General features: G+C 44.9%; 25 protein-coding genes and 1 tRNA gene. 10 read left to right on the top strand and 16 right to left on the bottom strand.

All coding sequences use genetic code 11. The features are described from left to right. Positions 1-145: 145 nt before the first annotated feature. The 14 genes from lipA to JC525_RS15500 all read right to left on the bottom strand — a co-directional run bounded on the left by lipA (position 146) and on the right by JC525_RS15500 (position 14,403). Positions 146-1,108, bottom strand: a complete 963-nt coding sequence (gene lipA / locus JC525_RS15565) for a lipoyl synthase (RefSeq protein WP_105931160.1) — start codon at positions 1,106-1,108, stop codon at positions 146-148. Further along, positions 1,101-1,772 carry a lipoyl(octanoyl) transferase LipB gene (gene lipB, locus JC525_RS15560; protein ID WP_198816645.1) on the bottom strand — a complete coding sequence of 224 codons (672 nt, stop codon included), beginning with the start codon at positions 1,770-1,772 and terminating at the stop codon, positions 1,101-1,103. The genes lipA and lipB overlap by 8 nt, the downstream gene beginning before the upstream one ends. Further along, positions 1,773-2,036, bottom strand: a complete 264-nt coding sequence (ybeD, locus tag JC525_RS15555; protein WP_198816644.1) for a DUF493 family protein YbeD — start codon at positions 2,034-2,036, stop codon at positions 1,773-1,775. Between the two features lie 101 nt (positions 2,037-2,137). Further along, a complete protein-coding gene (locus JC525_RS15550; protein ID WP_198816643.1) occupies positions 2,138-3,322 on the bottom strand; it encodes a D-alanyl-D-alanine carboxypeptidase family protein in 1,185 nt (394 codons plus the stop codon). Positions 3,323-3,714: 392 nt separating this feature from the next. Further along, positions 3,715-4,668, bottom strand: a complete 954-nt coding sequence (locus JC525_RS15545; RefSeq protein ID WP_198816642.1) for a septal ring lytic transglycosylase RlpA family protein — start codon at positions 4,666-4,668, stop codon at positions 3,715-3,717. A gap of 5 nt (positions 4,669-4,673) precedes the next feature. Further along, positions 4,674-5,789, bottom strand: a complete 1,116-nt coding sequence (gene rodA, locus JC525_RS15540) for a rod shape-determining protein RodA (protein ID WP_198816641.1) — start codon at positions 5,787-5,789, stop codon at positions 4,674-4,676. After that, positions 5,786-7,702: a penicillin-binding protein 2 gene (mrdA, locus tag JC525_RS15535; RefSeq protein WP_198816640.1), complete on the bottom strand. Its 1,917-nt coding sequence runs from the start codon at positions 7,700-7,702 to the stop codon at positions 5,786-5,788. Before mrdA ends, rodA begins: the two co-directional genes overlap by 4 nt. A 30-nt stretch (positions 7,703-7,732) precedes the next feature. After that, positions 7,733-8,203, bottom strand: a complete 471-nt coding sequence (rlmH, locus tag JC525_RS15530; protein ID WP_198816639.1) for a 23S rRNA (pseudouridine(1915)-N(3))-methyltransferase RlmH — start codon at positions 8,201-8,203, stop codon at positions 7,733-7,735. 116 nt (positions 8,204-8,319) lie between these two features. Further along, the gene (gene rsfS / locus JC525_RS15525; protein ID WP_198816638.1) at positions 8,320-8,637 is read right to left on the bottom strand and encodes a ribosome silencing factor; all 318 of its coding nucleotides are present in this window, start codon (positions 8,635-8,637) and stop codon (positions 8,320-8,322) included. Positions 8,638-8,654: 17 nt separating this feature from the next. Further along, positions 8,655-9,356, bottom strand: coding sequence for a nicotinate (nicotinamide) nucleotide adenylyltransferase (gene nadD, locus JC525_RS15520; protein WP_332874122.1), 702 nt, complete (start codon positions 9,354-9,356; stop codon positions 8,655-8,657). A 12-nt stretch (positions 9,357-9,368) separates the two neighbouring features. Then, positions 9,369-10,397, bottom strand: coding sequence for a DNA polymerase III subunit delta (gene holA / locus JC525_RS15515; protein WP_198816637.1), 1,029 nt, complete (start codon positions 10,395-10,397; stop codon positions 9,369-9,371). A gap of 2 nt (positions 10,398-10,399) precedes the next feature. After that, positions 10,400-10,927, bottom strand: coding sequence for an LPS-assembly lipoprotein LptE (locus JC525_RS15510; RefSeq protein WP_198816636.1), 528 nt, complete (start codon positions 10,925-10,927; stop codon positions 10,400-10,402). An 11-nt stretch (positions 10,928-10,938) separates the two neighbouring features. Continuing rightward, entirely contained in the window at positions 10,939-13,542 is a 2,604-nt protein-coding gene (leuS, locus tag JC525_RS15505) for a leucine--tRNA ligase (protein ID WP_198816635.1), read from the bottom strand. A gap of 279 nt (positions 13,543-13,821) precedes the next feature. Further along, positions 13,822-14,403 carry a hypothetical protein gene (locus tag JC525_RS15500; RefSeq protein ID WP_198816634.1) on the bottom strand — a complete coding sequence of 194 codons (582 nt, stop codon included), beginning with the start codon at positions 14,401-14,403 and terminating at the stop codon, positions 13,822-13,824. 264 nt (positions 14,404-14,667) lie between these two features. Between JC525_RS15500 and JC525_RS15495 the strand changes: the two genes are divergently transcribed. From JC525_RS15495 to JC525_RS15485, 3 genes are all read left to right on the top strand, one after another. Further along, complete coding sequence (locus JC525_RS15495; protein WP_198816633.1) at positions 14,668-17,064, top strand: Lon protease family protein; 2,397 nt, start codon at positions 14,668-14,670, stop codon at positions 17,062-17,064. 118 nt (positions 17,065-17,182) lie between these two features. Continuing rightward, positions 17,183-17,989 carry an alpha/beta fold hydrolase gene (locus JC525_RS15490; RefSeq protein WP_198816632.1) on the top strand — a complete coding sequence of 269 codons (807 nt, stop codon included), beginning with the start codon at positions 17,183-17,185 and terminating at the stop codon, positions 17,987-17,989. Next, positions 17,986-18,900, top strand: a complete 915-nt coding sequence (locus JC525_RS15485; protein WP_198816631.1) for a GGDEF domain-containing protein — start codon at positions 17,986-17,988, stop codon at positions 18,898-18,900. The genes JC525_RS15490 and JC525_RS15485 overlap by 4 nt, the downstream gene beginning before the upstream one ends. Positions 18,901-19,026: 126 nt before the next feature. Here JC525_RS15485 and JC525_RS15480 read toward each other — a convergent pair whose 3' ends face one another. Further along, the gene (locus tag JC525_RS15480) at positions 19,027-19,803 is read right to left on the bottom strand and encodes a 3-hydroxyacyl-CoA dehydrogenase (RefSeq protein ID WP_198816630.1); all 777 of its coding nucleotides are present in this window, start codon (positions 19,801-19,803) and stop codon (positions 19,027-19,029) included. 113 nt (positions 19,804-19,916) lie between these two features. Further along, positions 19,917-20,210 (bottom strand): ribosome assembly RNA-binding protein YhbY, encoded by a 294-nt coding sequence (yhbY, locus tag JC525_RS15475; protein WP_105931177.1) that lies wholly within the window; start codon positions 20,208-20,210, stop codon positions 19,917-19,919. A gap of 95 nt (positions 20,211-20,305) precedes the next feature. On the opposite strand from yhbY, the gene rlmE reads away from it, so the two are divergent. From rlmE to JC525_RS15440, 7 genes are all read left to right on the top strand, one after another. Next, a complete protein-coding gene (gene rlmE, locus JC525_RS15470; RefSeq protein WP_198816629.1) occupies positions 20,306-20,935 on the top strand; it encodes a 23S rRNA (uridine(2552)-2'-O)-methyltransferase RlmE in 630 nt (209 codons plus the stop codon). Positions 20,936-21,036: 101 nt separating this feature from the next. After that, on the top strand, positions 21,037-22,983 hold the full coding sequence (gene ftsH, locus JC525_RS15465; protein WP_198816628.1) for an ATP-dependent zinc metalloprotease FtsH: 1,947 nt from the start codon (positions 21,037-21,039) through the stop codon (positions 22,981-22,983). 183 nt (positions 22,984-23,166) lie between these two features. After that, positions 23,167-23,991 (top strand): dihydropteroate synthase, encoded by an 825-nt coding sequence (folP, locus tag JC525_RS15460; protein ID WP_198816627.1) that lies wholly within the window; start codon positions 23,167-23,169, stop codon positions 23,989-23,991. 9 nt (positions 23,992-24,000) lie between these two features. After that, on the top strand, positions 24,001-25,344 hold the full coding sequence (gene glmM, locus JC525_RS15455) for a phosphoglucosamine mutase (RefSeq protein ID WP_198816626.1): 1,344 nt from the start codon (positions 24,001-24,003) through the stop codon (positions 25,342-25,344). Positions 25,345-25,439: 95 nt separating this feature from the next. Continuing rightward, positions 25,440-26,183, top strand: coding sequence for a triose-phosphate isomerase (tpiA, locus tag JC525_RS15450; protein ID WP_198816625.1), 744 nt, complete (start codon positions 25,440-25,442; stop codon positions 26,181-26,183). 10 nt (positions 26,184-26,193) lie between these two features. After that, positions 26,194-26,607, top strand: coding sequence for a preprotein translocase subunit SecG (gene secG / locus JC525_RS15445; RefSeq protein ID WP_198816624.1), 414 nt, complete (start codon positions 26,194-26,196; stop codon positions 26,605-26,607). 9 nt (positions 26,608-26,616) lie between these two features. Then, positions 26,617-26,702, top strand: a tRNA-Leu gene (locus JC525_RS15440). Positions 26,703-26,900: the final 198 nt, after the last annotated feature.

The raw sequence follows: 26,900 nt of genomic DNA, 5'->3' as shown, positions 1-26,900 counted from the left end.
CGACTGATGAAAGCTAGTATTTCGTGATCTCTAAGAAGAACTAAATACAAAAAAAGCGGTGATGATCACCGCTTTAGAGAGTATCGATTGTTTTCAGAGGCCACGTTTTTTATAGAAACACTAGCGACCTTGATAAAACCTATCGTTATTTAACTTCTTTGCCTGCTGCTTGCTGGTCGGCATGATAGCTTGAACGAACCATGGGACCACATGCTGCATGTTTAAACCCGATTTCTTTTGCATAGTCACCTAGGGCATCAAACTCCTTAGGGTGCACATAGCGTTTTACCGGATAGTGGTGGCGACTAGGTTGCAAATACTGTCCGAGCGTAAGCATATCAACGTCGTGAGCGCGAAGATCATCAAGTACACCTTGAATCTCTTCGTTTTCTTCACCCATGCCCATCATAAGACCTGATTTGGTCATTACGTTAGGATGTTGCGCCTTGAACTTTTTAAGCAAGTCTAGTGACCATTGGTAGTTAGCACCCGGACGACATTCTCGGTACAAGCGAGGGATGGTTTCTAAGTTGTGGTTAAACACGTCTGGAACACCGTTTTTGAAAATTTCCAACGCTCGGTCCATACGTCCACGGAAGTCAGGCACTAATACTTCGATAGTCGTGGTTGGGCTGTGTTCACGAATTGCATTGATACAGTCTACAAAATGCTGTGCACCACCGTCGCGTAAGTCATCACGGTCAACAGATGTGATAACCACATAACGTAGCTTCATTTCTGCAATGGTTTTTGCTAGTTTTTCTGGCTCTTCAGCGCTTGGAGGCAGGGGCTTACCGTGCGCAACATCACAAAACGGACAACGACGGGTACAGATATCACCTAAGATCATAAAGGTGGCAGTACCGTGGTTAAAACACTCAGCAAGGTTAGGGCAGCTTGCTTCCTCGCAAACCGAGTGAAGGTTGTTTTTGCGAAGCGTTTGCTTTATGTGATCAATTTTCTCGGTAGTACGAGGTAGTTTGATTTTTATCCATTCAGGCTTACGCAGCATCTCTTCTTTTTCAGAAGGGATAATAGTGACTGGAATGTGTTTTACTTTTTCATCATCACGGAGTTTTACCCCCGCTTGAGGTCGTGCGTTACTCATCAAAACCTTCTTTGTATGTTGGTTCCGCAATAGAAAGTGCTTCTAGTAATAAATGCGTTAATTCATTACCTGCAGTTTCAAGCGTAGTTGGACCATTGAGTCGTGCGGTATCTATCATTTCCATACCGGCATAACCACAGGGGTTAATACGCTGAAACGGTGATAGGTCCATATTAACATTTAATGCCAAGCCGTGAAACGAGCAGCCATTACGTATTCTTAAACCTAGCGAACAAACTTTTCTTTCATCAACGTAAACACCCGGTGCATCAGGCTTGGGATAGGCTTTTACGCCATACTTTGCAAGTAGTCCGACCACAGCCTCTTCCATAGCAGTGACCAAATGGCGAACCCCTAGCTTTCTACGTTTAATATTGAGTAAAAGATAGATGACTTGCTGGCCTGGCCCGTGGTAGGTAACTTGACCGCCACGGTCGACCTGTACTACCGGGATGTCACCAGGCATGAGTATATGCTCAGCTTTTCCCGCCTGTCCTTGAGTGAAAACGGCGTCGTGTTCCACCAGCCAAATCTCGTCTAACGTGGCTTCTCCACGTTCATCTGTAAAGCGTTTCATCGCTTCAAAGATGGGCTCATACGGCTGACGTCCTAGCTGACGAATAACAACGCCATTGGTGTCAGCTAACGTCGACTGCTCATTCACTTAAAGTACAACCCTAACAAGCTCTAATTTAGCCAGTTCCGTGTAAATAGTTTCCATGTGCTCCTTGCTCGTCACACGCACACTAACTGAAACCGAGTGATAAGTACCTTTACTACTTGGTTTTACATTAGGTGAATAGTCGCCAGGAGCATGTTGCTGAAGACAACTTACCACTTGTTCAGGTAGTTTCTCATGGGCAACGCCCATTACTTTAAACGTTTGGTGAGTTGGAAAATCTAGTAATTCGTCGAAACGGGTATCCATGCGATATCCTTGGTACTTAAAATATCATATAAAAAAACGGCCAGATTGTAACAAATCTGGCCGCTTCACAACTAGCTTTTTAACGTTTTCAGTGTATGAACTTACTCGTCGTCAAATCCTAGCTGAAGCATAATGTAATCTTTAGCGCGGTTAAAGAAGCTCCCCTCTTTAACTTCTTGAAGGGTGACTAGTGGGTAACTAGCTACATCTTCACCGTCTAGCTGTAGGTAGAGTTTTCCAACAACCTGACCTTTTGCCAGAGGCGCTTCAAGTTTGTCGTCAAGCTCAAAGTTAGCTTCTAAATTAGCAGCTTGTCCACGGGGAATAGTAATGGGGGTAGATTGATTAATTCCAAGGTCTACCGTTTCTCTATCACCCATGTAAATGCGGTGTGCAACAAAGCTATGCCCCGCCTGATAAGGAGTAAGCGTTTCATAAAAACGGAAACCGTATTTAAGCAGCTTTTTGTTTTCCACTTTTCGTGCACGTTCGCTGTCAGTGCCCATGACTACAGAAATAAGACGCATACCGCCTTGCTCTGCTGAAGTAATCAGGCTGTAACCTGCATCTGAAGTATGGCCTGTCTTTATACCGTCCACGTTAAGGCTTTTATCCCACAACAGGCTGTTGCGGTTGTACTGCTTGATACCGTTATACGTAAATTCTTTTTCGCTGTAAATTTTGTACATTTCCGGCGTTTCTGCAATAAGCGCGCGAGACAAAATAGCCATGTCACGTGGAGTAGTGTAATGGTCTGGATCGTGTAATCCATGTGCATTTACCCAGTGTGAACCTGTCATGCCAAGAGATGCACTATGTGCATTCATCATACTAGCAAATGCAGACTCTGACCCCGCAACGTGTTCGGCCATAGCAACGCATGCATCGTTGCCCGACTGCACCACAATGCCTCGCAGTAAATCTCTTACTGAAACCTGTGTGCCTACTTCGATAAACATTTTTGAAGAGTCGGGGAATTTTTTCGCCCATGCATTTTCAGAAATGGTAACTTCGTCATCCAAACTGATATTGCCCGCCTGAAGTTCTTTACCGATAACATAAATAGTCATAATTTTGGTTAAGCTTGCCGGCGCAAGCTGCATGTCCGCATTGTTTGACGCGATGACATTGCCTGTTTCATAGTCGGTAAGTAAAAAACCTCCAGCAGCAACTGATGGTGCAGGCGGTGTGACTACTGCAGCGTTCGCTGTTTGTAGTAAAGTGCCCATCACCAAAAAGGCAAATGAAAGTAATGACGGTTTAGCGCGTTGAATTATTCTGAGCATGGTTCTAATTTCTTTGACCGTTTTATCCGTGTGAGTTAAAGCTTACCCTATTGTTGCGGAGACCGCGAAGCGAATACCGCAAAACATGGCTACCCAAATTTAGCTTTTGTCCAGTTCGTAACCGAATCATTAATGCCAACCCTGATTTATCAAAGGGCTAAGTTAGATCCTAACGAAAGGCTACCTATAAGACTAGGTTTTATCAAAAAAGTTTACGTCTTAGTAGGTGTTAGACGAAGAAACCGTGATATTGCCTGCTGAATGACACAAAAATGCCATAATGTAGATGATTTAGTGAACAACCTGAAGTTTGCCGCAGAAATGGAAGAGGGAATGTGCTACTAGACTTGCGCTTCTCACGTTCGCATGTTGGTAAAGAGCCCGTGTTTTGCTTATAGCATTTGGGTGATAGCGTAGGCGTTCGGGTAGCCATTCTGTTTTAGCTGTTGCAACACTTCTGCAACCACAGCCTCGTCATGGATAGGGCCCAGTTGAAGTTTATAAACGTTATCGGCAACAGGGAGGTGAGCCGGAATTTGATATAGCGCAGATAAAACATTAGAAATAGATTTTGCTTTTTCAGCGTTAGACAATGCTGCGACCTGTATGTAGATACCGTTACCGACTTCACTACTGCTTTCTGTCGCCGCTTCAGGAGCGCTTGCATTCACTGCAACTTCAGGTGACGGCGCTACATCAATACCAAGATATTCGTCATAAGACACCGTGGGGCCATTACCTACGGTAACATTGTTGTGTTCGTCAAAATGGATAACCTCTAATTTGACCTTGGCCGTGCCTTTGCTGTGATAGCCTAATTTGACTGCTGCTGCATACGAAAGATCAATAATTCGATTGTCGTGAAACGGGCCGCGGTCGTTAACGCGCACAATTGCCTGCTTATTATTCTCCAAGTTAGTCACGCGAACGTAGGAGGGAAGGGGCAGGGTTTTATGAGCGGCGCTCATGGCGAACATATTGTAAGTTTCGCCATTTGAGGTTAAATGGCCGTGGAATTTTTGACCGTACCAACTCGCATAGCCTACTTCTTCATAACCTTTACCGCTGTTCATCGGCGTATAGTGTTTACCTAGCACTTTGTAAGGCCTGCTGTTAAACATGCGATACGCCTCATACTTAGGCACGGCATCCAATGTTTCTGGTGTCTTGGCTACGTGTTTTGGCGCAGAGTCTTTATGCTGTGTATAGCGGCTACTTTGTGTTGGCGCGCTCTGGCACCCGCTTAGCAGTAACCCTACTAGAAGTGCTGCACCATACTTAAAGTACTTCCGGTTTACCGGTTTTTCGATAAGCATTACAAGTACTGAGATAAGAGGTTGCAGCATACAGTTTATCTAGACATTAATCGTTTCTGTGTGGCTATTGCCATTAGAATGCCAAATCCGGCCATCAAAGTCACCATAGATGTACCACCAAAACTCACCAAAGGTAGGGGAACACCTACAACAGGTAGTAACCCCGATACCATGCCCATGTTCACAAACACGTATACAAAGAAAGTCAGGGTTATACTGCCGCCTAGTAATTTTGCATAGGCGTCTTGTGCTCTGCTTGAAATAATCAGGCCGCGCAAAATAATGAAGAGATAAATAGCCATTAAACACATTACGCCTGTAAGGCCGAATTCTTCACTAAATACAGAAAATATAAAGTCGGTGTGTCGCTCAGGCAAAAACTCTAATTGAGATTGGGTGCCCTGTAGCCAACCTTTACCATCAACGCCACCCGAGCCGATGGCAATCTTCGATTGAATAATATGATAGCCTGAGCCAAGGGGATCGCTTTCGGGGTTTAAAAAAGTTAATACCCGCTGTTTCTGATAATCCTTCATTAGAAAGAACCACATGACCGGCGCAAACGCGCCAACAAGGGCACCGACAAAGGAAATAAGCCGCCAACTCATGCCTGCAAGAAAGATAGCGAATACCCCTGAACTAGCTATAAGCAGTGATGTACCTAAGTCTGGCTGCTTAGCAATAAGGATTGTGGGTACAACCACAAGAGCAAACCCCAACATGATGTGGGTGCTGCGAGGCGGTAGAGTAAACTTACTAATGTACCAAGCTACCATCATGGGTACGGCTAATTTCATTAATTCTGAAGGTTGAAACCGTATAAAGCCTAAATCCAACCATCGTTGTGCACCTTTACCCATGTCGCCAAACAGCAAAACGGCGATAAGCATGAGTAGGCCACCGGCATAGGCATAGGTAGAGAAAAATCGATAAACGCCGAGGGGGAATTGGGCTAACACAAACATAACAATGAAGCTGAAACCAAGGCGAATGAACTGTCGTTCCATTTGTTCCATGTCTTGGCCAGATGCTGAATACAGTGTAAATAGACCAACGCCACTTAAAACAAGCAAGCCAACCAGCAGCCATCCATCAATATGAATTCGCTGCAGTAAACCAATTTTGTTGGGGTTTATAGTCGTTCTTTTCACTGCGATACCCCTAACATTAAATCATTTTGTACGGTTTCTTCATTATTTGTGTCGAAGACACGGTCTCGAAAATAAAAGTCCATGATTTGACGGGCTACCGGAGCCGCATTCTTACTTCCGCCCCCTACATTTTCTAACACCACAGTCACAGATATTTCAGGGTCATCAAAGGGTGCGAAACCAACGTACATTGCATTGTCTCTAAGTCGCTCGTCTATCTTACTCGCGTCGTATTTTTCATTTTGTCCCACGGTGAATAGCTGAGCCGTCCCTGTTTTTCCCGCTGAGTCGTAGGGTGTATCGGCAAAGGCATGTCTAGCGCCGCCTTCTTCACCACTTACTACGTCTCGCATTGCGTTTAATACTACATCCAAATTGTCGCGGTTTTTAATCTCGATAGGACGAAGCGATTTTAGGGGAATAAGGTCAACCGACGTATCGGAATTCATATATCCTCTTATTATTTGCGGGATATACCGTTCGCCGGCGTTTATCAGTGCGTTGACGGACGTGTTTAGCTGAATAGGGGTGGTAGTCCAGTAGCTTTGCCCTATACCAACAGGAATGGTATCACCGATATACCATGGTTGGTTAAAGCGTGCTCGCTTCCATCCTCGACTGGGCATGTTAGCGTCTGACTCTTCGTACAAATCAATACCGGTGAAATCGCCGAATCCAAATTCATACATGGCCTCACTAATTTTATCGATACCAAGTTTGTAGGCCAGTTCATAGTAATAGGTATCACACGACACTTCTATCGCTTTCGATACGTCAACTTTACCGTGCCCCCATCTGCGCCAGTCACGCCACACGTGAGATACGTTAGGTAGCTTATAGCGACCTGTGTCAGTAATGGTGTAATCTTTTGTGATTACACCTTCTTCCAAGCCTACAAAGCCTAGATGTGGCTTTATCGTTGATGCTGGAGGGTATTGTCCTTGGGTGGCGCGATTAATAAGCGGGCGGTCTGGTGAGTTTAAAAGGGCAGAATAGTTTTTACTGCTGATACCGTGGACGAATAAGTTTGGATCGTAACTGGGGTTTGAATAAAGGGCGAGTACACCACCGGTTTTGATGTCAGTCACTACGACCGCGCCTCGCATGCCGTCGATAATACGCTGCGCTTCTAACTGAAGTTCTAAATCGAGATTCAGCACGATATCTTTGCCAGGTGTTGGCGGTTCTACACTCAAGACGCGAATAATACGCCCCTGATTATTCACCTCTACCTGCTGATAACCCACCTCTCCATGCAGTAATTCTTCGTGATACTTTTCTATGCCCAACTTACCAATATCATGCGTAGCCGCGTAGTTATCTTCTTGGCCAGCTTCAACCAATTTTTGTAAATCTCGCTTGTTGATACGCGCAACGTATCCTAGTGCATGGGTGAGTGTTTCTTTATAGGGGTAGTGACGGGCCAAGCGGGCTTCAATTTGTACACCTGGAAATTTGTGTTTACTCGCCGAAAATAACGCAACTTCTTCTTCCGTAAGCTGAGTACGCAACGCCACGGGTTTGAATCGACGAGTACCTTTTAGCGTTGACTGAAAACGCTCTAATTCATCGCTTGTTATTCCCATTAGAGCGGTTAGATCGGCAAGTGTTTTGTCGATATCTTCGACTTCTTCAGGGATAACTTCCAAGCTAAAAACAGGGCGATTTTCAGCCAGAAGAACACCATTGCGATCGTAAATTAGCCCTCGGTTTGGCGCTATAGGAAGAACTTTTATCCTATTGCCGTTTGAGCGGGTTTGATAATCTTCGAACTGGGTAACTTGCAAAGAATATAGATTGTTTAGCACAATCCCTAACATTGCTACGACGATAATAAATGCTATGGTGGCGCGACGTGCGAATAAATTTGCTTCAGCAGAGTGGTCGCGTATTGCCTGGCGTTTTCGTTGCATTGACTTCCTTTGCATTAGCGGAACAACACCTTACTCACGGTGATAAGGGTGGTTTTGCGTCACCGACCAAGCACGATATAAGCTCTCTGTTAGGATAATCCTAACAAGAGGGTGTGGAAGGGTTAGGGCCGACAACGACCATTTTTGTTCTGACGCGGAAATACACTCTGGAGCAAGCCCCTCAGGCCCGCCGATGAGGAGACTGACGTCCCTTCCGTCCATTTTCCAGTTATCGAGTTGCTTAGCAAGTGTCGGTGTATCCCAGGGTTTTCCTGTAACTTCTAACGTTACAATGCGGTTACCTTTTGGAATGGCGGCAAGCATAAGCTCACCTTCTTTTTCTAAGATGCGTTTAATGTCGGCGTTTTTGCCCCGTTTGCCCGCAGGGATTTCCGTAAATGAAACCGGCATATCACTAGGAAAACGGCGTATGAATTCATCAACACCCGCATTAACCCAGTTCGGCATCTTTGTGCCAACTGCGACAATTTGTATACGCACTTAACTTTACCTTACTTCAGGATTTACTGTTTCACTTACGCAATAAAGGCCATACACAACTAAGTATGGCCTTTACCGACCGTGCTACTACTTGTGACAAGCGGCAGGTTAAACCGCTATGACCACAGTTTTTCTAACTGGTAGAAATCACGGGTTTCGTCTTGCATAACGTGCAAAATAACATCGCCAAAGTCGACAAGTACCCATTCGCCGGTTTCCTTACCTTCCACACTTCCGGGGGCGTGGCCTGCATTTTTTGCTTCTACCATTACATTTTCTGCAATAGAAGATACATGGCGCTTCGAATTACCAGAACAAATGATCATGGTGTCGGTAATGCTAGATTTGCCGCGAACGTCTAGTTCAACTACATCACGGCCTTTCATATCGTCAATTTTGTCTTTAACAAACTGTTTGAGCTGTTGACTCTCCAAGAGTTTTCCTCACTTACTTAACTTTTATATAACTGATGTTCGTTGATGTACTTAAGTACATCCTCTTCTAGCCATCCATTGACAGAGGAAGCGTTTGAATCATTTAACACGTTGGCCTTTTCAGGCTTTGCTATACCAGATAGCACATCTCGAATTTCAGTTGATGAAACACTATAAAGTGGTGTGTCGATTAATAACACGTGACCAGCGGGCTTTGTGTATATAACACTTTTGTCGCGAGTCATATGACAATCTAACCACGTTTGTACTGCGGGGGGAGGCGAGAATATTTCATCGTCTCTACGCATTACCACTAAGTGACAATAATCGAGCAGGTGTTCCCACTCGTACCATTTATCTAGATTATACAGCGAATCTGCGCCAATGAAAAAACAGATTGTGTCAGCGCTTTTTTCCTTTAATGCGCGCAGCGTTTTTACCGTGTAAGACGGCGACGGTAATGACAGTTCGATCAATTCTGGGATAAGTCTTTCATTGGTTTGAGCGCACAGTTCAATCATTTTAACCCGGTGAGTCTCTGACACGCCAACGGACTTATGAGGTGCAAGCTTACAGGGCATCAGGTGTACATGCGTAATCCCAATTTCATCCGCAGCTTTTAAGGCAGCAAATATATGGCCTTTATGTGGAGGATTAAATGTTCCGCCAAGAATGGCTTTCACAGTGGACGTAAATCGGGGTTGTGTTGTCTCGCGCACTACATACTGCCTTTATGCTTGAAGCAGCGGAATGTTGCGTAAGTCCATCCCCATGAACATCATGCAAAGATGACACATTTCAACGTATGGGCGAGCAACCACATTTTGCTTAAACGCATGGTCTGATTTCGTGAGCGCTGTTTGAATATCTTCTAGCTGAGCAAGGCTAAGCCGATTTAAAGCACTTTGGTAAAAACCCTGTCTGTTACGCCATATACCGAACTTCTGCCATTGAATAGGTGTACCGCTTTGCTGTGCTAACTTTAACTTCCAAAGCTGTTCCCATTCTCTGATGAGCGCCCAGATAATTATGTTGGGCTCTAGACCTTCACTTTCTAACCGATAAAGCATCTTTATACAGCGCGTGCTATCACCGCTTAGCATTACGTCAACTAGCTGAAATACGCTAAAGCGTGACTGGTCTACCATGGCTTTTTCGATCTGCTCTTCAGTGATTGACTGTTGAGGATAGAGCAGGGCGAGTTTGTCAATTTCCTGTTTGGCAGCCAGCATGTTTCCTTCGCAAAAATCGGCAATCATTTTAGCGCCAGACGCTGATACTGTGAGGTTGTGCGACTTAAGCTGCTGGTTTAGCCACGCGTTAAGCTGTTTGCCCTCAAGGGGATAGCACAAGACTGACGCACCAATATCGTCCAATACTTTGAACCATTTGCCACGCTGTACGTCTTTACCAATTTTAGGGCCGTGTACCAGCAACAAGATATCCGAGTTAAGCGACGCGGCAACCTCTTGCAGCATTTTACTGCCCTCAGTACCTGGCTTCCCAGTAGGCAACTCTAATTCAATGAACTGCTGGCTTGAAAAAAGCGACATACTTTGTGTCGCTTCAATAAGTTGGTTCCAATTAAACCCGGTTTCTGCAACCAGCACAGTACGCTCTTCAAAGCCGTTGGCCTTCGCTTTAGCGCGAATTTGCTCGATAACGTCAAACTTTTGCTGGGGTTCATCACCAAACACTAAATACGCTGGACGGAGTGCTTTTGCGATATCTTGGCTAAATTGGTTCGGATAGATTTGCATGCTTATGGCTGATTTGATGACAAAGCAGGCGCAGCAGTGGCTTGGCTCGAAAGACGTCTGATCATGATGTCTGCTGCTTCATCACGCATTTCACTTAGCATTAAGTCAAGTTCTCGAGATTTCGCAAGTACTTGGTCAGGATCGTCCTGGTAATCTCTCACTACCTCAAATTGGGTCATAACGGCTTCTTTGCCGGGAAACTGAACGCGGTAGCGAACAACGTAGATAAGCTCGTATTCTGCAACTTGCCCTGAAGGATAAACAGAAAGAAGTTGCCGATCTAACTTCTCAGGTAGCAGGTAAATGTTGATATTTTGATTTGACGGCGTGGAATCGTCCACACGACTCAACCCATAAACATTTAACCGTTTGTTGAGAGCACGCGCCAACGGCGCGTGTGCTCTAGCACTTTCAATGACAACTGTGTTGACGTCATCTGGCAGGCTAGGGCTACTTCTTAAGTGAAAGCCACAGCCTGTTACCAGTACCATAATCATTACAACTGCTGCGCATTGTAAGTGCTTTTTCATAATATGCAGACCTAGTTAGCTACAATATTCACAAGCTTGCCAGGAACAACAATTACCTTGCGAATGGTTTTACCTTCGATGAATTGTTGAACATTTGGCTGCGCTTTAGCAGAAGCTTCAATGGTCTCTTTGGTTGCATCAGCGGCTATTGTCATTTTAGCGCGAACCTTGCCATTAACCTGAACAATGATAAGTTTTTCATCTTCAACCAGCGCATCTTTGTCAGCTTTTGGCCATGGAGCTAAATCGATATCTTCGCTATGACCCAATACCTTCCAAAGCTCGTGAGCAATGTGTGGCGTAATTGGGTTAAGAAGCAACAAGATTGATTCACAAGCTTCGCGCATAATAGCGGTGTCCTGTGCGTTTTCTTGTGGCGCTTTTTGAAGGTGGTTTAGCAATTCCATTACCGCTGCAACAGCAGTGTTAAAGGTTTGACGACGACCTAAGTCATCAGACACTTTCTCAATGGTCTTGTGCACTTCGCGGCGAAGGGCCTGCTGATCTTTCGACAGCGCCTTAACGTCAATAGCTTCAGGCGTACCTTTTTCAACGTGTTCAGTTACCAGTTTCCATACACGACGCAAGAAACGATTGGCGCCTTCAACACCAGAGTCTACCCATTCAAGAGTTTGCTCAGGTGGCGCGGCAAACATGGTAAACAAACGCACAGTATCAGCACCATACTGGTCGATAACTTCTTGCGGATCGATACCGTTGTTCTTCGATTTAGACATTTTGGTCATGCCGCCGTGAATGACTTCTTCACCGTCAGCAGTCAGCCATGCTTTAACAATACGACCTTTGTCGTCTTTTTCTGTGCTTACTTCGGTAGGCGAGAACCAGGTTTTCTTACCAGACGCGTCTTCACGATAGTAAGAATCGGCCAGCACCATGCCTTGACACAATAAGCGCTTGAACGGCTCGTCAGACTTTACGAGGCCTTCATCACGAAGAAGCTTGTGGAAAAAGCGCGAGTAAAGTAAATGCAAAATGGCGTGCTCGATACCACCAATATACTGGTCTACTGGTAGCCAATAGTTGGCAGAGGTGGGATCTAGCATGGCGTCATTCGTCGTGGCACTTGAGTAGCGTGCGTAGTACCATGACGATTCCATAAAGGTATCGAAGGTGTCGGTCTCGCGCAACGCAGGTTCACCGTTGTAAGTGGTTTTTGCCCACTCGGGATCCGCTTTAATTGGCGACGTTACGCCGTTCATTTCCACGTCTTCGGGTAGGACAACAGGCAGTTGGTCTTCAGGTACAGGAACAGATTCACCATTTTCCAAGTTCAGCATTGGAATAGGTGCGCCCCAATAGCGCTGACGGCTTACGCCCCAATCTCTTAGGCGATAGTTTACTTTACGCTTGCCGCAGCCTTTGCCCTCTAGTTCGTCAGCAATGCCGTTAAATGCCGCCTCGAAATCAAGACCGTTGAACTTATCTGAATTTATTAAGCAACCTTTTTCAGTGTAAGCAGAAGCAGATAAATCGCACTTCTCCTCATCACCTGCGTTTGGCGCGATAACCTGTTGAATTGGAAGGTCGTATTTAGTCGCAAATTCCCAATCGCGCTGATCGTGACCTGGAACTGCCATAACGGCACCAGAACCGTAGTCCATCAATACAAAGTTAGCTACCCAAATTGGAAGCTTCTCGCCCGTTAATGGGTGTACTACTTCAAACCCTGTGGCGAAGCCTTTCTTCTCCATCGTTGCTAATTCAGCTTCAGCAACTTTTGTGTTTTTGCATTCGTCGATAAAGGCAGCTAAATCTGGGTTAGTCCGTGCTGCAAACTCAGCCAGCGGATGCTGCGCTGCTACCGCAACGTAGGTCACACCGTAGAAAGTGTCTGGCCGTGTGGTGTAGACCGTTAAATCGGCAATGTCGTTAACCGCTGACGCTAAATCGAAGGTAATTTCAACACCTTCAGAGCGCCCAATCCAGTTTGCTTGCATTGCACGAACTTGGTCTGGCCATTCTTCAAGTTGTTCTAGGTCTTGCAACAACTCTTCAGCGTAATCGGTAATCTTAATAAACCACTGTGGAATTTCTTTTTGCTCTACAAGCGCACCTGAACGCCATCCGCGACCGTCAATTACCTGCTCGTTAGCCAGAACAGTTTGATCTACAGGGTCCCAGTTCACGGTAGAGTTTTTCTTGTAAACAAGACCTTTTTCGTAAAGGCGCGTGAAGAACCACTGTTCCCAGCGATAGTAATCTGATTTACACGTTGTTACTTCGCGGTCCCAGTCGTAGCCAAAACCTAACGAGCGAAGCTGGTTTTTCATGTAATCAATATTTGAATATGTCCATTTCGCCGGTGCGGTGTTGTTGTTGATCGCCGCGTTTTCAGCCGGAAGACCGAAAGCGTCCCAACCCATAGGCTGCAATACATTTTTACCCTGCATGCGCTGAAAACGGCTAATTACATCACCGATGGTGTAGTTGCGCACGTGACCCATGTGAAGTCGGCCACTTGGATATGGGAACATAGACAGACAGTAGAACTTTTCTTTTTCTACTTCGTCATTTGCTTTAAAAGATTGGTTATCTTCCCAATATTGCTGAACGCGTTGTTCAATGTCTTTCGGATTGTACTGATTATCGGCCATGAAACTTAGGCTTCCGCATTAAAAGTTAGAACGTTTATGGGTCGGTGTGAGGCGAATTTGTTGCAAATACTCTGATGGGTAATTTCGCAATATTGCCGGCTAACCGAGCGTGGGATATTCCCACATTACACATATATAGCCCAATAGAATAACCCAGCGCTAAGCTATGCCTCAATAGCTTAACACCGAACTAGGCGAATTTTATTGTCGCTTGCTTGAAAAGTGAGCATTAATTAATATGTTAGTATGCAACCAGCGAAGTAAACTGCTACTTTTTCACTAATTCGTATCGCTAAATGTAGTCAATGCATTAAGTTGCTGCGCCTGCACCTTATCAACTACATTAACCAACTTAGCTGCATCCTCATTTGACGCCTTTTTTCCGTCAAAATGGACGTTACCCGACGCGTGATAGGTAAGGGTAACTTTTGTTTTGGGCGTGTTTCCCTCTATGGTGCTAAATTCCCACGTTAACGCACCTGTTACCCCCATTTCTTGAAGCGGTCCTAAACCACCGGTCATTATTACTTTTTTTTGAGGCTCAACGTAGCTTATGAGCATATGCACAGCGCTTGCATTATCGGTGGTCTCGCAGAAACAACCGCCAGCTTGCTCATCAATTCTCAGGGAGCCTTTCCACCACGTATGATCTTTAGGCCACCACATATCAACATGTTCAATAAAATGAGAATAAACCACTTCGATAGGGGCATGGCTTTCACTGACGTTGGTAATTGAAAAACCAGAACTGTCTGCATAGTTGACGTTTGCGATACTGGTTGGTGAAAAAACGGCACTGATGAGCAGTGTTAAAAGAGGAGCAAAGCGTACCTGCGATGTTGAAGTCGTTATTTTTGTCATTATGAGTACTCTGATTCTCTGTTGCTTGTTTTCGCTATTGTGTTGCTACTGCAGCACATTAATATTACCCGATAAGAGTAAAGTGACTCTTAGCAGAGCATGCACGGTAAGTGGCGCACCACCAAAAACAAAATATACCATATCTATATAAAGCTGGTTGTTTGTTGTGCAATTGGCGGTGCAAAGGTGCTTAATTACGGATAAGCGTTTGACACTAATGTTAATTAGGGTTTCACTTAAGTAAAGTAACGAATATAGAACAACATGTCAGTAGACAGTAAACCATTTGCGTTAGACGTAGACGCGTTATCACCTACCATTAACCGCCGCGCGATTAATAGCGCCCTAAAAGATGAGGAAGCGCTTAATGCAACCTTTATTGGACAAGAGCGTGCCCGTGAAGCGCTAACTTTTGGATTAGGCATTAATACAAAGGGCTATAACCTTTATGTTATGGGCGAGCCTGCGACCGGTCGTTTTACCCTAGTCAAAGACTATATAGAGCGCCAGGTATCTCAACTTTCTGCACCTGACGACTGGTGTTATATCAATAATTTTGAGGAAGAGCGTGAGCCTGTAGCGCTAAAATTCCCTCCTGGTGGCGGCAAAGCGTTTCACAAAGATATGGCTGCACTTATCGATGATGTCTTGGACTCATTGCCCATTGCATTCGACAACCCGGGTTATCAACGCCGTCGTGCTTCGATATCAAGAGAGTTTGAACAAAAATATGATGCCGCCATTGACGCCGTTGAGCGTTACGCACAAGCAAACGACGTTGCGCTTTATGAAGAGGGCGGTTCAATCACCTTTTCACCTATTGTAAACGGCAAGCCTATAAGCGATACCGAGTTTGCCACGTTAACAGATGAGCAAAGAGAAGGCTTTTACACGCTTATCGACGAACTAGAAAACAGATTAAGTGAAAGCTTATTAAGCCTACCAACGTGGAAGCGCGAAAACTCGGAGCGATTGCGTGAACTTGATAAAAAGACCGCAGAACAGGGTATCAAGCCGCTTCTAAAAGTGCTTGAACACAAGTACGCGTCTGAACTCGGCGTAATGAAGTACCTCAAACAGCTCAAAACGGCCTTGGTCAACGCTATCTTAGTTATTCATAGCGAAGAGCAAAAAGAAGAGAAGAGCGACGACTTTGACAAAAAGATATTCTTAGAAGAACAGTTTCTTGCCAACGTATTGGTGTCGAATAAACTTGATGATGCGGCCCCCGTTATCTACGAGCCAAACCCAACCTATCAAAACTTGTTTGGTAAAATCGAGTACACCAATATTCATGGTAGTGTATTTACCAATTACCGGATGATACAGCCTGGTGCTATGCACCGAGCAAACGGCGGCTATCTATTGTTAGATGTAGACCAACTCATTGAACAGCCTTTCGTATGGGATACCTTAAAGCTCGCCATTAAATCTCAGCGCTTACGCATGGATTTACCACAGCAAGACGTGGGTATGGTCAATAACATTACGCTAAACCCACAGCCTATAGATTTAAATGTGAAAATCGTTTTGTTAGGCTCCCGCGATTTGTACTACACGCTGCAAGATTATGATGACGAGTTTGACGAACTGTTCAGAGTGTTGGTGGATTTTGACTTGGAGATTCCGGTCACAAGGCAGGCGCTTTTCGATTTCGTGGGTAAAGTACGTGCGCATATCATTCAGCTAGGTCTTAAAGGTATTACAGCTAATGCTATGTGCAGGCTTGTAGAATACTCGCTAAGAATGGCAGAGCATAAAGAAAAGCTTTCAGCGCATTTCGCTGAAGTGATCGAACTGGTCAATGAAGCCTATTATTTCTGTCAGAAATCCAATGCCGACACACTAGAACTCGATCATTTGAAAACCGCGTTAAGTGCCAAAAAGCGTCGCACCGGCCGGGTAAGTCAAACCCTTTTAAACGATATTAAAGAAGGGCACGTTCTTATTGCCACTGAAGGCAAAGCGGTAGGTAAGGTTAATGGTCTGACGGTGTTAGATATTGGCGATACAGCATTTGGTACACCTGCACGCATAACGTCTACCGTTTTTGCCGGGGCAAGTGGTGTGGTTGATATTGAGCGGGAAGTCGAGCTTGGACAGCCTATCCACTCTAAAGGCGTTATGTTGCTCAACGGTTATTTAGGCAACAAGTATGCGCAACATTTCCCTTTAACGCTTTCCGCGAATATCGCCCTCGAGCAATCTTACGGGCATATTGATGGCGACAGTGCCTCTCTTGGTGAACTGGTTGCACTTATTTCTGCGCTTACTGAAATCCCATGCTTACAAACTTTGGCCATCACAGGTTCGATTAACCAGTATGGCGAAGTGCAAGCGGTTGGCGGTGTTAATGAAAAGATAGAAGGCTTTTTCGACTTGTGTCAGCACCGCGGTTTAACCGGTACACAGGGCGTAATTATTCCTAAATCGAATGCGATTAATCTGGTGTTAGATGCCACCGTTATCGATGCAGTGAAAAAAGGGCTGTTCCATATTTACACTGTTGAAACCGTTGACGACGCGCTTACTATTTTGATGGAACAGGAAGCGGGTAAAATTAGCAGTAAAGGCCGCTATCCCAAAAATTCTATAAACTACCACGCAGTGAATCGTCTATATAATATTGCTTTAATTGTGAATGGCGGGGAAAGTGACTAAACTCGGCGTGTATCTTTTTTGCTAAATAATCGTGGTACCTTAAACTGAACAAATGCATTGAGTAATACCGGTGTTTGTATTGCTATGCTCAAATTGACAAGAATATAGAGGCAATACTATGGAACCTTCGCATAGTGTAGTGGCAAGGAATAATGTCACGATTAATGGTTCAGGAAGTACCGTATTAATGCTGGCTCACGGGTTTGGCTGTGATCAAAACATGTGGCGACATCTGCTACCCTATTTCGATGAGCAATATACAGTCATCTTGTTCGACTATGTGGGGTGCGGTGCCTCTGATTACTCAGCTTACGATAAGGACCGTTATTCTTCTCTCACTGGCTATGCTCAAGACGTGTTAGAGATTTGCGAGGCACTCAGTCTTAAAGATGTAACCTTTATTGGTCATTCTGTGAGTAGCATGATTGGCATGCATGCCGCCATTCAGTCTCCCCATATTTTTTCAAAGCTTGCTATGATATGTCCCTCTCCCTGTTTTCTTAACTTTCCTCCTGAATATGAAGGTGGCTTCGACAAGGAAGATTTAGAAGAATTAATTAATTTAATGGATAAAAACTATGTAGGTTGGGCTAACTATTTGGCACCTCTTGTCATGGGTCAAGCCACTGATGCAGCATTAACTCAAGAGCTTGAAACCAGTTTTTGCTCTACCGACCCTAAGTATGCAAAACCCTTCGCAAAAGCCACGTTTTTCTCTGACGACAGGGCGATGCTTGCTAAACTGTCCCTTCCTACACTCATTATACAAAGTAAGCACGACAATTTAGCCTCGACAGCGGTGGGGGAATACATGGCTCAATTGATTCCTAATTCCCAGCTTGAAGTTGTTGATGCGCATGGTCACTGTTTACATATGACGAACCCCTCTATTGTTTTTTCTTACCTACGGGAGTTTGTCAGTTGAATGAGTGGATAGAAGAGGATTTTCCGTGCTTATTGTTGAAGTCTGATATTGAGACAACGAAAATAGTTTGGCTGAACCCGTTTGCTCATCACTATCTTGGTTTAAAAAAACCTGTAGAAGCAAAAATAACCAATATTCTGTCTAAAGCGAGTTTGATATTTTACGAAAGTTATATAAAACCGATAATTCTCGCCAACGGAAAGTATTTAGAAGTTCAAATTACGTTAATTTCTGAAGAGGGAAAACGGGTTCCGTCTGTGGCGAATTTAACGCTGTCAGACAATACCGTGTATTGGGCCATTTATGTAGCGGAAGAACGAGACAAACTTTATCAAGAATTGTTAGAAGCAAGAGATCTGCTTGAAAAAAAGACGGAAGAGCTTACCGCGGTTAGTCGCAAAGATTCGCTAACGCCCTTACTTAATCGACGCGCAGCGAAAGACGACATTGAGGCACTGTTAGTCCAATCGTCCCGCAATTTTTTCCCCCTATCTTTTCTCCTTTTAGACGTTGATTTTTTTAAAAATATTAACGATGCCTTTGGGCATGACGAAGGCGATAGGGTACTGATAAAGCTATCTGACGTAATACTTAAGCAGGTGCGTGAGACGGATGTGGTTGCTCGATGGGGCGGAGAAGAGTTTTTGATTGTTCTCTACAATACCAATATAGAAGCTATCAAGTTTTTTAGTGACAGGCTACACAATGCTATTAAAACCATTGTGCTTCCAGATGGTAAGCCATTAACCGTAAGCATTGGCGGTGCAGTATTAGAAGAGGATGAAGTTACACAGTCAGACGTGATCGCTTCGCAGTTATTAAAAGCCGATAAAGCGCTATATTCAGCCAAAGAAAATCATAGAGCGCACACGCGGGTTTTTGATAAGAAAAACGGGTTTGTGAAACTCTGAGCGGTTCGAAGCGCTTCAAAGGCTGACAGTTGCTTAAAGCGTTAAATATTTGCAGTATTTACCTAGCGGTCACCTTCCAAAAAGGGGAGCGAAGTACTGCTCCCTCTCAAACTTGACGCTTATACGTTACTTAGGCGGCATACGCAATCCGCCATCCAGGCGTATTGTTTCACCATTCAAGTAGCTGTTGCTCGCCATATGGATGACTAATTTAGCGAATTCCTCTGGCAGCCCCAGGCGCTTCGGGAATTGAACGTTGGCAGACAGGGCATCTTGCACTTTTTCAGGCATGGCAAGCAGCATAGGTGTGCCCATTACGCCGGGCGCTATTGTGTTTACTCTTATACCTAATGGCGCCAAATCTCGCGCCATTGGAAGCGTTAACCCGATAATGCCGCCTTTACTGGCAGCATAAGCCGTTTGACCTATTTGACCTTCATAACCGGCAACGGAGGCGGTGTTCACGATAAGACCGCGTTCACCTTCTTCGTTAATTGGTGATTGTTTTGCCATGGCGGCAGCCACCAAGCGAGATACATTAAAGCTGCCCACTAAATTGATATCGATAGTTTTTTGGAAATCACCAAGCGGGGCTGGATTACCTTCTTTGTCAAGTAAGCGCTTTGCGGGTGCAATGCCTGCGCAATTGACGACTAAAGAAATAGCGCCGAATTTTTCTGTGGTTGCGTCAATGGCCGTTTGAACAGATGCTTCGTCGCGAACATCTACTTTGGTGAAAATGGTGTTGTCTTTACCTAATTCTTCAACGCGTTGTGCGCCAATTTCGTCGTTAAGATCGAAAAGACTGACGTTGGCACCTTCGCCGCGAAGGGCGATAGCGGTAGCATGACCAAGTCCGGAGCAACCACCGGTAACAATGGCAGTAAGATTATTTAGCGTCATAATTTTCCCTTAAACCCTATTTATCACTATTATTAATATGATGTTAACGGTAAGAAAGAGAAAAGACTATGGTGCCGATGTGAATCGGCACCTTTAATTCAGTTATTTCGCAGCTACCTTGGCAACTGAATTTTACAGTCTTCACTTTGACGGTAGATAATTAGCGTGTGGCCGATTACTTGAAGCTTAACTGAGTTAGTTTCACGAACAATGGCGTCCATGATAAGCGCTTTTTCTTCGCGATCATCGGTAGGCACCTTAACTTTAATTAATTCGTGGTGATTGAGGGCGTTGTCAATTTCTGCAACCACCCCTTCGGTAAGGCCGTTTGCGCCTAGCTGCACAACAGGTTTCAGCGGGTGTGCAAGGCCTTTAAGAAATTGTTTCTGTTTGTTTGAAAGTTTCATGTATTAATAATTCTTACAATTAATCTGTTAGTTTATGCTTGAAATAACGTATTCTAACGCCATCTTCTCTACAATCCTAATGACATTGTATTGGAATGACAAAAAAGAAACACTCCGCCAGCAGTAAGCGCTGGCTCACAGAACACGTTAACGACCATTATGTGCAAAAAGCGCAGAAGGAAGGTTGGCGATCGCGGGCTATCTACAAATTGGAAGAAATCCATAAAAAAGATAAGCTTATTAAACCAGGAATGACACTTGTAGACCTTGGCGCTGCTCCAGGTGGCTGGTCGCAGTTGGCGGCTCAGCTTGTTGGCGAGAATGGTCAAGTTATCGCGTGCGATATTTTGCCCATGGACCCCATAGTTGGCGTTGACTTTTTACAAGGTGATTTCAGAGAGGACGCTGTTCTCGACGCACTATTGAACAGAATCGGCGGGAACACCGTAGATATAGTGTTGTCTGATATGGCACCGAACCTTGCAGGAAATGCCTCAGTTGATCAATCGCGCTCTATGTATCTTTGCGAACTTGCGCTCGATATGTGTCATCAGGTTTTAAAGCCTGGCGGTTCGTTTGTCATAAAGGTGTTCCAAGGAGAAGGGTTTGTTGAGTTCATGAACTCACTCAAACAATCTTTCACCACCATTAAGACACGTAAGCCTGACTCGTCCAGATCACGGTCGCGTGAGGTGTATTTGGTGGCTTGTGGGTATAAAGTGTAGTACGCTTTGGGTTAAGCGGTTTTCGTTGCGAATTGTGTCGTTTATTCAGTGAACAACTTGCTGATTATACAAGCAATTCGGGTTTATAGAGGTTATTAGCATTGAGCGACATGGCAAAAAATTTAATCTTATGGTTAGTCATCGCCGTTGTTTTGATGTCGGTTTTCCAGAGCTTTTCACCGAGTGAATCGTCTCGTTCGCAAACTGACTATACAACGTTTTTGAGAGAAGCAGAGCAGGGAAATATTCGTGAAGTTCGCATTAACAATAGTGGCGAAATTCGCGGTACTAAGCGTTCAGGCGAAACTTTCCAAACTTTCGTACCTTACTTCGATGACAAGTTGGTCTCTGACTTAGTTAAGAATGACGTAAGGGTTTATGGTGAGCCACCAGAAGAGCAGTCTCTTCTCACATCAATTTTTATTTCATGGTTCCCCATGTTATTGCTGATCGGTGTATGGATATTCTTTATGCGCCAGATGCAAGGTGGTGGCGGCCGTGGCGCCATGTCATTTGGAAAAAGCAAAGCGCGCTTACTTGGTGAAGATCAAATTAAGACAACATTTGCTGACGTAGCTGGCTGTGACGAAGCGAAAGAGGATGTATCTGAACTGGTAGATTTCTTACGCGACCCGTCGAAGTTCCAAAAACTGGGTGGTAAAATTCCGAAGGGCGTATTGATGGTAGGCCCTCCAGGTACGGGTAAAACCCTGCTTGCCAAAGCGATTGCAGGTGAAGCAAAAGTACCCTTCTTCACTATCTCTGGTTCTGATTTCGTTGAAATGTTCGTTGGTGTTGGTGCGTCACGCGTACGCGACATGTTCGAACAGGCGAAGAAGGCGGCGCCTTGCATCATCTTTATCGATGAAATTGACGCGGTAGGCCGCCAGCGTGGTGCCGGTTTAGGCGGTGGTCACGACGAGCGTGAACAAACGCTTAACCAAATGCTTGTTGAAATGGATGGCTTTGAAGGTCACGAAGGTATCATTGTAATTGCTGCGACAAACCGTCCTGACGTGCTAGATCCAGCGCTTCTTCGTCCTGGTCGTTTCGACCGTCAAGTAGTGGTAGGTCTTCCAGATATTCGTGGTCGTGAGCAAATCCTTAAAGTCCACATTCGCAAAGTGCCAGTGGCTGACAACGTAGAACCATCAGTTATCGCTCGTGGTACACCAGGCTTCTCAGGTGCTGATCTTGCTAACCTGGTAAATGAGGCTGCGCTGTTTGCTGCACGCGGTAACAAGCGTCTTGTTTCAATGGAAGAGTTTGAAAAAGCGAAAGACAAAATCATGATGGGCTCTGAGCGCAAGTCGATGGTAATGTCTGAGTCTGAAAAAGAAATGACCGCCTATCATGAAGCTGGTCACGCTATTGTAGGCCGCTTGGTGCCAGAGCACGATCCTGTTTATAAGGTGTCTATCATTCCACGTGGTCGTGCATTAGGTGTGACTATGTATTTGCCTGAACAAGACCGCGTAAGCCACTCTAAACAGCATTTAGAGAGCATGATTTCTAGTTTGTTTGGTGGACGAATTGCCGAAGCCGTTATATACGGTGACGACAAGGTTACGACGGGTGCATCTAATGACATCGAGCGCGCGACAGAGATAGCTCGCAAGATGGTAACTCAGTGGGGTCTATCGTCTAAGATGGGACCAATGCTTTACGCTGAAGACGAAGGTGAGGTGTTCTTAGGTAAGTCTATGTCTAAGGCAACCAATATGTCTGATGATACGGCGCGTGCTATCGATGCGGAAATTAAGTCATTGATTGATCGTAACTACGAGCGTGCTCAGAAGATCCTTGAGGACAACATCGATATCTTACATTCAATGAAAGACGCACTAATGAAGTACGAAACCATTGATGCGAAGCAGATTGATGATCTTATGAACCGTACCGAGGTTCGTCCTCCGGCAGATTGGGATGACAGCAAGCCATCTGGCGGCGACAAGCCAAGTGGTGGTGCGCCAGTGCGCGAAGGTGAAATTAAAAATGACGGTGTAGACAAACCGTCAGTGGGCAAGCCGGGCGATATCCCAAGCTAAGTCCATATTCATATTAAAAAAACGCCAGTATATCTGGCGTTTTTTATTGGAGCGCGGTGAGCGTAATCTGCGCACTTTGTAGGTACGAATCCAACTTAAGCTCCCACGTGGACTAGTGCAGAAAGATTAAATCCGTCCGCTTTTATGCTCTCGGTTAAGTAAAAATAATAGTGCAGGTAATTCATGCAGTTTGGTAATCAATTTATCGATCTTTCACAGCCCAAAGTGATGGGTATTTTAAATGTAACGCCCGATTCATTTTCTGATGGCGGAAAACATGCGGATGTTAATCAGGCGCTGGAACACGCACTTCAAATGGTCGATGAAGGAGCAAGCTTCATTGATATTGGTGGCGAGTCTACACGACCAGGTGCGCCAGAAGTATCTTTACAGGAAGAGCTAGATCGCACTATACCCGTAATAGAAGCGGTAGCGAAAAATGCAAAGTGCGTAATTTCTATAGATACAAGTAAAGCTGAAGTAATGCGAGAGGCGGTCAGTGCAGGAGCTGGATTAATCAATGACGTTAGGGCTTTACAGGAGCCAGGTGCATTAGAGGCTGCATCCGAAGCTGGCGTACCAGTTTGTCTTATGCATATGCAAGGTCAACCTCGCACCATGCAAAACAACCCTTCATATGATGATGTGGTTGAAAACGTTGCCCAGTTTTTATTAGAACGAGCGAAAGCGTGTAAAGCATCAGGTATTGCGCAGGAAAAAATATTGTTTGACCCCGGCTATGGGTTTGGAAAGTCACTAGAACATAATTATGCGCTGGTGAAGCATTTACCTAAACTGATGGACCTCGGTTATCCTGTGCTTGTGGGTATGTCTCGAAAGTCAATGATTGGCACTTTACTCAATAGAAAAGTAGATGAGCGCTTGGCGGGAAGCATAAGCCTCGCTACAATTGTCGCACAAATGGGCGCACAGATTATTCGGGTTCACGACGTTAAAGAAACAGCGGATGCTGTCAATATTGTGAAAATGCTGAATACGATAAAATAAGGAATAATAATGACGCAGCGCAAATATTTTGGAACAGATGGCATTCGCGGAAAGGTCGGCGAGAGTAACATTAACCCTGAATTTGTGATCAAGTTAGGCTGGGCAGCCGGAAAGGTTTTGGCAGGTCGCGGTACAAATAAGGTACTCATCGGCAAAGATACGCGTATTTCAGGATATATGCTTGAGTCTTCATTAGAGGCCGGGTTGTCAGCAGCGGGTATTGATATCGGTTTGCTAGGTCCAATGCCAACGCCAGCTATTGCTTACCTGACAAAAACATTCCGTTCTGAAGCCGGTATTGTGATTAGCGCGTCGCACAATCCTTTTTATGATAACGGCATTAAGTTCTTCTCTGCACAAGGCTTTAAACTCGACGATGACATAGAACTGGCCATTGAGCACATGCTTGAGCAACCCATGACCTGTGTCGCGTCGGACAAGCTGGGCAAGGCAACAAGAATTAACGACGCCGCTGGCCGCTATATTGAATTTTGTAAGGGTACATTCCCTTCTGAGCTTTCACTTACTGGTCTGAAAATCGTGGTGGATTGTGCTCATGGAGCGACCTATCACATCGCACCTAACGTGCTACGGGAACTGGGTGCTACCGTTATAGAACTTGGTACCGCGCCGAATGGTTTGAATATTAACGATGGCGTTGGTGCAACGTCGATGAACGCAATCGTTGAAAAAGTTAAAGAAACAGGCGCAGACTTGGGTTTTGCGCTAGACGGTGATGGTGACCGATTAATGATGGTTGACCACTTGGGTAACGTGCTAGATGGCGATCAGATTGTTTATATCATTGCTCGCGACGCGCTTAAAAACGGCAAAATGCAGGGTGGCGTTGTTGGCACATTAATGAGTAACCTTGGCTTGGAAAACGCGTTATCTAAGCTTGGCGTTCCTTTCGCGCGCAGTAATGTTGGTGACCGATACGTAATGGAGCTTTTGCAACAAAAAGGTTGGTCTATTGGCGGTGAAAACTCAGGGCACGTACTTAACCTTAATATGAGTTCTACTGGCGATGGTATCGTAGCGGGATTACAAGTTTTAGCAGCGATGCTTCGTTCTCATATGGATCTGCACGATCTGGCAAGCGGTTTTGATATGTATCCACAAACCTTGATCAACGTTCGCTATGCAAACCAAGAGCAGGATTATCTCGCTCATAGTGAAGTGCAAGGTGCTAAACAAGAAGCTGAGTCAGCGTTAGGGAAAACGGGTAGGGTGCTACTACGAAAAAGCGGTACTGAACCACTTATTCGTGTGATGGTTGAGTCTAATGATGAATCTCAATCGCAAAAATGGGCTGAGCATATTGCTGAAACTGTTCGTAAACTCGCCAATTAGTTGGCGTAGCTGGAAATTTTGCTTTTTGTGCTTGTATCTTCTTAATTAAATAGTTAATATCACGCCCGCTTTAAGACAGGGCTAAGGTCTACGTTGTGAGTGATAATTTAAGAAAGCCGTTTGTGGCTGGTAATTGGAAAATGAACGGGAATTTAGCGCTAGTCGCTGAATTCAATCACAAACTAGCGGGTTTAAAAGCAAAAGCTGAAGTTGTTGTTTGTGCACCTTCATTGCTTTTATATGCGTTTGAAACGGGTTCATTTTCAATTGGTACTCAAAACGTTAGTCACCTTGATAATGGGGCCCACACCGGTGAATTGTCGGTAGACCTTCTCAAGGAAGCGGGCTGCAGTTATGCTATCGTTGGGCATTCAGAAAGACGTGAAGACCAAGGCGAGTCAAGCAGACTTGTTGCTCTTAAGGCAAAAAAATGTGTCGCTGCCGGTATTGTTCCTATTATCTGTGTAGGCGAGCCTCTTGAAGTGAGAGAAGCCGAGAACGTTGATGCATTTGTAGGCGAGCAGTTAGACGCTTTAGTAGGCGTTATGTCTATAGAAGAGCTGAGCAAAGCAGTTATTGCCTATGAGCCTATTTGGGCTATCGGGACCGGCAAAACTGCGAGCCCTGAGCAAGCGCAAGAAGTACATGAATTTATTCGCACTTACTTTTCAAAAGTAGATGCGCATCTGGCTCGAGGTCTTCGTATTGTATACGGTGGTAGTGTGAAGCCAGATAACGCTGAAACCTTATTTGCTCAAAAAGATGTAGATGGTGGTTTAATCGGCGGGGCCAGCTTAAAAGCTGAAGATTTTATTTCAATTTGCCAAGCGGCAAACTGACGAGGTATTTATGATTTACGAAGTGCTTTTAGTAGCATACCTAATTGTTGCTCTTTTATTGATTGGATTTGTTTTGATCCAACAGGGTAAAGGTGCGGACATGGGCGCTTCATTTGGTTCAGGTGGTTCAAACACAGTGTTTGGTTCGTCAGGCTCTGGCAACTTCATGACACGTACCACAGGTATTTTAGCGGGTCTATTCTTCTTAATCAGCTTAACGCTTGGCGCAATAACGGCAAATCGTGAGAGCGCTGACGATGAATGGAACAACCTTGAAGTTCCTGCTGGAGTTGAGCAGGAAGTTGAGCGTCCCGCTGACCAAGACGTACCGGTTATCGAAGAAGCGGCTCAAAACGATGTGCCTGCTATCGAGGCTGAAGGTGTAGATGTTCCAGCGTCCGATGACGTTGAGGGTTCAAACTAAAAAGTTTTCGCGGAAGTGGTGGAATTGGTAGACACGCCATCTTGAGGGGGTGGTGAGCATAGCTCGTGCGGGTTCAAGTCCCGCTTTCCGCACCAAACATAGAAAAGCCAGCATCTTTGCTGGCTTTTTTCATTTCAGTAATTGACGTTTTTTTGAGATGTTGTGCGTCTTTCAATGCGTTTAATAGTTCAATTGTAACAAAGCGTTAAATTCTAAAATATACAGCGTGTTACCCCTGTTATACCAATTGCATTAATTAATTGACCAAATTTATCCACTCTCTCCAACAGAGA

Source organism: Alteromonas sp. IB21 (genome assembly GCF_016405965.1).
GTDB lineage: Bacteria > Pseudomonadota > Gammaproteobacteria > Enterobacterales > Alteromonadaceae > Alteromonas.
Note: the sequence above shows the minus strand (reverse complement) of the source record. Positions and strands in the feature narration are given on the sequence as shown.

Bases quoted from the DNA above. Each gene is read 5' to 3' on its own strand.
- JC525_RS15495 (WP_198816633.1), top strand. From the start codon at position 14,668: ATGTCAGTAGACAGTAAACCATTTGCGTTAGACGTAGACGCGTTATCA.
- JC525_RS15490 (WP_198816632.1), top strand. From the start codon at position 17,183: ATGGAACCTTCGCATAGTGTAGTGGCAAGGAATAATGTCACGATTAAT.
- yhbY (WP_105931177.1), bottom strand. From the start codon at position 20,210: ATGAAACTTTCAAACAAACAGAAACAATTTCTTAAAGGCCTTGCACAC.
- holA (WP_198816637.1), bottom strand. From the start codon at position 10,397: ATGCAAATCTATCCGAACCAATTTAGCCAAGATATCGCAAAAGCACTC.
- JC525_RS15480 (WP_198816630.1), bottom strand. From the start codon at position 19,803: ATGACGCTAAATAATCTTACTGCCATTGTTACCGGTGGTTGCTCCGGA.
- secG (WP_198816624.1), top strand. From the start codon at position 26,194: ATGATTTACGAAGTGCTTTTAGTAGCATACCTAATTGTTGCTCTTTTA.
- glmM (WP_198816626.1), top strand. From the start codon at position 24,001: ATGACGCAGCGCAAATATTTTGGAACAGATGGCATTCGCGGAAAGGTC.
- JC525_RS15510 (WP_198816636.1), bottom strand. From the start codon at position 10,927: ATGAAAAAGCACTTACAATGCGCAGCAGTTGTAATGATTATGGTACTG.
- folP (WP_198816627.1), top strand. From the start codon at position 23,167: ATGCAGTTTGGTAATCAATTTATCGATCTTTCACAGCCCAAAGTGATG.
- JC525_RS15550 (WP_198816643.1), bottom strand. From the start codon at position 3,322: ATGCTCAGAATAATTCAACGCGCTAAACCGTCATTACTTTCATTTGCC.
- leuS (WP_198816635.1), bottom strand. From the start codon at position 13,542: ATGGCCGATAATCAGTACAATCCGAAAGACATTGAACAACGCGTTCAG.
- JC525_RS15500 (WP_198816634.1), bottom strand. From the start codon at position 14,403: ATGACAAAAATAACGACTTCAACATCGCAGGTACGCTTTGCTCCTCTT.
- JC525_RS15545 (WP_198816642.1), bottom strand. From the start codon at position 4,668: ATGCTGCAACCTCTTATCTCAGTACTTGTAATGCTTATCGAAAAACCG.
- ybeD (WP_198816644.1), bottom strand. From the start codon at position 2,036: ATGGATACCCGTTTCGACGAATTACTAGATTTTCCAACTCACCAAACG.
- mrdA (WP_198816640.1), bottom strand. From the start codon at position 7,702: ATGCAACGAAAACGCCAGGCAATACGCGACCACTCTGCTGAAGCAAAT.
- rlmE (WP_198816629.1), top strand. From the start codon at position 20,306: ATGACAAAAAAGAAACACTCCGCCAGCAGTAAGCGCTGGCTCACAGAA.
- lipA (WP_105931160.1), bottom strand. From the start codon at position 1,108: ATGAGTAACGCACGACCTCAAGCGGGGGTAAAACTCCGTGATGATGAA.